Source organism: Arthrobacter sp. Hiyo1, assembly GCF_001263615.2.
Taxonomy (GTDB): domain Bacteria; phylum Actinomycetota; class Actinomycetes; order Actinomycetales; family Micrococcaceae; genus Arthrobacter.
In genome coordinates this window covers 301,556-306,905 of sequence record NZ_DF952473.1, presented here as the reverse complement: position 1 = coordinate 306,905, position 5,350 = coordinate 301,556, and the positions used below count along the sequence as shown (strand labels likewise).

Genomic DNA, 5,350 nt, shown 5'->3' with positions numbered 1-5,350 from the left:
CCCTGGTGATCGATCATGTGGAGCCTCACGCCGACGCGATTGCCGGGGCGAAGGCCCGATTCTCCTTCTTTGGCGAGCTGCTCGCTGGTGCGCTCCGCCGCGTCGGGGTGCAGGCCGCCGTCGGGGAGATCCCCGGGGAGTACTGCCCGGGCGAGTTCAGCGTCCACGGCCTGGACCCCGATTTTCCAACGCACCAGATCAAGCTGGTCGGGACCGCCCAGAGGGTTGTCTCCGGGGGGTGGCTGTTCAGTTCGGTGATCGTCGTCGAGAACTCGGCGCCCATCCGCGAAGTCCTCACTGCCAGCTATGGCGCCCTCGGACTCGAGTGGGACCCAGCCACTGCCGGGGCGGCCAACGACCTCTTGCCGCAGCTGGACGTACCCACGGTGGAGGGAGCCGTCGTCGCGGCTTACGCGGAATATGCCGAACTCGTCGACGGCGATTTCCAGAGCCTGCTCCCCGTGACGAGCACCAGCACGGCGTTGTAGACGAATACTGCCAGGACTACGCTTGAGGCCACAAGCAAGTGGACCGAGGTAGAACAATGGACAAGAAGCCATCGGTTGTTCACGATTCCGATGCGGACCTCACCGTTGGACCGCCGAAGCGATCGGCCGCGGGTTTGCCCAGCCTGGTGGACTCCTTGCCGCGTGCGGTGAGCCAGATGGGGCCGTCCCGCACTTGGAAGTCCTTGCTGGCCATGAACCAGAAGGACGGCTTCGACTGCATGAGTTGCGCCTGGCCGGATCCTCCCGAGCGGAAGCTGGCCGAGTTCTGTGAGAACGGTGCGAAGGCCGTCGGGTGGGAGGCTGATCCGCTCAAGGTTCCGTCCGGTTTCTGGGACGAGAACGACGTCGAATCCCTCGCCCAGCGCTCGGAATACTGGCTGGGACAGCAGGGCAGGCTCGTTGAACCCGTCTACAAACCCGCGGGTTCCAGCCACTACCGTTCCATCAGTTGGGACAATGCGTTCCGGATTGTGGCCCGTGAGCTGAACGCCCTGGAATCGCCTGACGAAGCGACCTTTTACACGAGCGGGCGGACGAGCAACGAAGCCGCGTTTGTCTACCAGCTCTTCGTCCGGGCGTTCGGAACCAACAACCTGCCCGATTGCTCGAACATGTGCCACGAGTCCACGGGGCTTGCCCTCGGTGAGACGCTCGGCGTCGGAAAGTCCGCCGTCAGCTACACGGACTTCGCCAAGGCGGATTTGATCATCATCATGGGCCAAAACCCGGGGACCTGCCACCCCCGGATGCTCACCGCGTTGGAGGAGGCAAAACTCGCTGGTGCCAGCATTGTGGCGGTGAACCCGCTCCCCGAAGCCGGACTCATCAACTTCAAGAACCCGCAACGTCCCCGTGGGCTGGTGGGCAAAGGAACGGACTTGGCGGACCAGTTCCTGCAGATCCGCCTCGCAGGAGACATGGCGTTGCTTCAGGCAGTCTCCAAGCGGGTTCTGGACGCGGAGAAGGCAGCGCCGGGGGCGGTACTCGATCATGCGTTCATCGAGGAGCACTGCCAAGGACTCGAAGAGTTCCAAGCCCACATCGACGAGCTGGACGAGAAGGACGTCCTTGCCGCGACGGGCCTAAGGACCGAGGAAATCGACGAGCTCGCATCCCGCTACCTGCGTGCGGAGAAAGTCATCATCACCTGGGCGATGGGCCTGACCCAGCACAAGAAGGCCGTGTCCACCATCAAGGAGATCGTCAACCTGCTGTTGCTCCGTGGAAACATCGGCAAACCCGGCGCCGGACCGTCGCCGATCCGTGGGCACAGCAACGTCCAGGGCGACCGCACCATGGGCATTTGGGAGAAGATGCCCGAACCATTCCTCAACGCCCTGCAGCAGGAATTCGGCTTCGACCCGCCGCGGCACCCCGGCGTCGATTCCGTGGACAGCATCCGCGGCATGCGGGACGGCAGGATCAAGGTGCTCGTAGCGCTCGGTGGAAACCTCGTGCACGCAATGTCTGACACCACTGCTGCCGAGGCGGCCGTCCGCAAGACCCGATTGTCAGTCCAGATCTCCACGAAGCTCAACCGTTCCCACGCCGTGGTGGGGGAGCAAGCGATGATCCTGCCGACCATCGGCCGTACGGAAATAGACCGCCAGGCCGGCGGAGAGCAGTTCGTCACCGTCGAGGACACCGTCTGCGCGGTTCACCGCTCGGCGGGAAGGCTGGAGCCGATTTCGGACAAAGTCTTGTCCGAAGTGGCGATCGTATGCCGCATGGCCGCCACGGTACTCGGCGACAAAGTCCCTGTGGACTGGCGAAGTTTCGAAGCGAACTACGACTCAGTGCGCGAACACATCTCCCACGTGGTGCCTGGCTTCGAGGACTTCAATAAGAAAGCCCGGAGCCGTGACGGTTTCGTCCTGCCCCACGGCCCCCGGGACGAGCGGAAGTTTCCCACCGCCACCGGGAAAGCGATGTTCACTGTCAACGACCTTGAGACCATCCATGTCCCGGAGGGGCGCCTGCTGCTCCAGACGGTGCGCTCCCACGATCAGTTCAACACGACCACCTACAGCATGAACGACCGCTACCGCGGCGTGAAGAAGGGCCGCATGGTGCTCTTTGCGCACAGCGACGACCTGGCTGACCTGGGCCTTGCCGACGGCGGCTATGTGGACGTCCACAGCGAAGCCGACGACGGCGTGGACAGGGTCCTGCGCCAGCTGCGGTTGATCGCGTACCCCACGGCCCGCGGTTGCGTGACTGCCTATTACCCGGAGGCAAACGTCCTTGTACCGCTGGATTCGACCGCCGAGGGCAGCAACACTCCTGCGTCCAAGTCCGTGGTGGTGCGCCTGGAACCAGCCGCACCACCGGGATAACTCAGCCGGATAACCCAGCTCTGGAGGTTCAGGCGGCGAGGCGCGCTTCGACCTCGGCTGCGGACGGGTTGGTGGCCGCGGTTCCGTCCGGGAAGAGGACCGTGGGGACGGTCTGGTTCCCGCCGTTCAGCTTCTCCACGAGTTCGGCAGTGCCCTCGACCTCTTCGATGTTGATCTCGTTGTAGCCGATGCCCTTGGCGTCCAGCTGCTTCTTCAGGCGGTTGCAATAACCGCACCAAGTGGTCGAGAACATAGTGATGGTGCCGGATTCGGGGGTGAAGTCCACGGATTCTCCTGCCGTCGTTGTTTTGAACTACTCGCATCAACGGTAACCCGGCAGGCACTATTCCTTCGCGCGCATGTGTCACATGACACGCAAGGGCGAATCGGTCATGGATTTGGGCGCGCGGTCCTAGAGCGACTCTTCGACGGTGACGCCGGACTGGAACTCACGGCCGTCGGCTTCACTGAAGGCCGTCATCACATGTCCCTTGCCAAGGCCGTTGATCGCCGAGAGGGGGAAATGGCCGGTAATAGTGTTCCCCGAGTGCTCAACACCCTTCAGGTCGTAGTTCTCTTCGGCGCTTTGGTCGTGGTTAAAGGAGAAGAAGGCGATCGCCTCCCCGTTCATGAACTCGATACCCAGTCTTCGCTGAGAGGAATAGTCCGGAGTCGCCGCGACCAGGCCTACGACATAGGCGCCGGAACCAGGGATGTTGCCCTCGATCTCGAACTTCGCCACGAGCGTGGCTTCCGTGGCGGTTACGCTGGCCTGCTTCAGAAGTGCCTCATGGATGCTCATGGCTCAATCCTGCTCTGTGCGACCTCCGCCGTCCACCCCTGATTCGGGTTTTGTCAGAGCCCCGCCGCCGGCCGGATCCTCTCGGGCCCGCGGCCAAAATCCGTCTTGACCAGCCGGAAGACCTGCCGATACAGGTACCGGCAGGGCCTCCCTCACGGCCGGGAAGGCTTCTAGGGTTGAGGGCGTGGATAACCCGAATGGAAGCATGAAGCGATTGCTCGTCCCGTCTGCGGCGCTGTTGTGGGGGTTCCAGTTCGCGTTTCTCAACCCCGCGCTGGCACTCCTGCTGGTGGCGCTCTTCAACGCCACCCCGGCCGAGGTGGGGTGGGTCCTCGCGGTCTACAATGCCAGCGGCTTCGTCGCTTCCCTTCTTGTGCCGGCGTATGCCGACCGTGCAAACGACTACTTGCGCCCCATGCTGGCCTGTGGCGTCCTGACCCTGGCGCTGTCCACCCTCCTGGCCATGAGCACTTCGCTGCCGCTCGCCGTCGTGGGCTTGATAGTCCTTGGCGGCCCGGCAGGGGTCGGAAGCTCGCTCTTGTTCGCCCACCTCAGGCACTCAGGCGCCGGAATGAGCGACGTGATGAACACCCGCGCGATTGTCTCTTTCGCCTGGGTCGCGGGACCGCCCCTCGCGACATTCATCATGGGCGCGCTGGGCAATCGGGCCATCCTGCTCGCGCTTGGTGTGGTGGCCGTCCTCAACGTCACCACGACTGCTGCCATGATTTCCCGACGGCGCGCTGCCTCCGACGAGAATCGTCCCAAGGCCCATGCCGAAGAGGATGGGCACCCGTTCTCGAAATTCGGGGTCGCTGCCGTCGTCTTCGCCTTTGTCGCCTTGCAGGCCACCAACAGCGCCGCTGTGTCCATCATGAGCCTGTTCGTGACCCAAGGGCTCGGTGTGGATGTCATCTGGGCGGGCATCGCGCTTGGCGTGTCGGCCGCGCTTGAGATACCTGCGCTCTTCCTGATCGGGCGGCTGGCGCGCCGCTACTCCAGCCGGGCGCTCATCGCCTCCGGATGCGTGGCCGGGATCGCCTACTACGCGGGCATGGCCTTTGTCTCCAACCCCGCCACCCTGATTGCGCTCCAGGTCCTGAATGCCTGGTTCTTCGGGATTGTGGCGGGCGTGGGGTTGACGTTGTTCCAGCGGCTGATTCCCCGTCCCGGCCTGGCTTCGGGGCTCTACACCAACACGCGCCGCGTCGGCGCTATCGTCTCGGGCCCCATCATCGCCTTGGGATCGACGACGGCGCTCGGCTACCAGGGCATCTTCGCGGCTTGCGCCGCACTCACGGTCTTGGCCCTGCTTGTCATTGTCCTGGCCGGGCGGACGTCGCGGCGAACGCTGCCGAAGGAACTTCCTGCTGGCCCTGCGCCAACCCATGACGCTATCGCTTGAGCCTCGCGACGCGCAGGAGGATGCCTGCCGCGAACATGAGGACGCCCACGGCCGCCGATAGCGGCGGGAGCGTGCTCACGAGGACCACACAGGCCAGGGCTCCGAACACCTGGAGCGCTTTGGGGTATCGGCGGTCTTCGGCCGGTTGGGTATACGCCGCAATATTGGCGACCAGGTAGTAGATGAGGACGCCGAACGAGGAGAAACCGATCGCGCCGCGCAAGTCGGCGAACGCGACGATCACGCAGATCACGACGGCGAGAGTGACCTCGGCCCGGTGCGGGACACGGTACCGGGG

Annotated in this window: 4 protein-coding genes and 2 pseudogenes; 3 read left to right on the top strand and 3 right to left on the bottom strand. The window is 64.1% G+C overall.

Annotated elements, in window-relative coordinates; translation table 11 throughout:
- Together AHiyo1_RS16915 and AHiyo1_RS16910 are read left to right on the top strand one after the other, a co-directional pair.
- Positions 1–488: pseudogene (locus AHiyo1_RS16915) on the top strand (lipoate--protein ligase family protein); the annotation flags it as partial.
- A gap of 56 nt (positions 489–544) precedes the next feature.
- The gene (locus AHiyo1_RS16910; protein ID WP_059389320.1) at positions 545–2,845 is read left to right on the top strand and encodes an FdhF/YdeP family oxidoreductase; all 2,301 of its coding nucleotides are present in this window, start codon (positions 545–547) and stop codon (positions 2,843–2,845) included.
- Positions 2,846–2,873: 28 nt separating this feature from the next.
- Here AHiyo1_RS16910 and AHiyo1_RS16905 read toward each other — a convergent pair whose 3' ends face one another.
- Together AHiyo1_RS16905 and AHiyo1_RS16900 are read right to left on the bottom strand one after the other, a co-directional pair.
- Positions 2,874–3,131, bottom strand: coding sequence for a mycoredoxin (locus tag AHiyo1_RS16905; protein ID WP_059389319.1), 258 nt, complete (start codon positions 3,129–3,131; stop codon positions 2,874–2,876).
- Between the two features lie 126 nt (positions 3,132–3,257).
- Positions 3,258–3,647, bottom strand: a complete 390-nt coding sequence (locus AHiyo1_RS16900) for a hypothetical protein (RefSeq protein ID WP_059389318.1) — start codon at positions 3,645–3,647, stop codon at positions 3,258–3,260.
- A 205-nt stretch (positions 3,648–3,852) separates the two neighbouring features.
- On the opposite strand from AHiyo1_RS16900, the gene AHiyo1_RS16895 reads away from it, so the two are divergent.
- Positions 3,853–5,052 carry an MFS transporter gene (locus tag AHiyo1_RS16895; RefSeq protein ID WP_059389317.1) on the top strand — a complete coding sequence of 400 codons (1,200 nt, stop codon included), beginning with the start codon at positions 3,853–3,855 and terminating at the stop codon, positions 5,050–5,052.
- On the opposite strand, the pseudogene AHiyo1_RS16890 reads toward AHiyo1_RS16895, so the two are convergent.
- A pseudogene (locus AHiyo1_RS16890) lies at positions 5,042–5,350 on the bottom strand (amino acid permease); the annotation flags it as partial. The gene AHiyo1_RS16895 and the pseudogene AHiyo1_RS16890 overlap by 11 nt on opposite strands.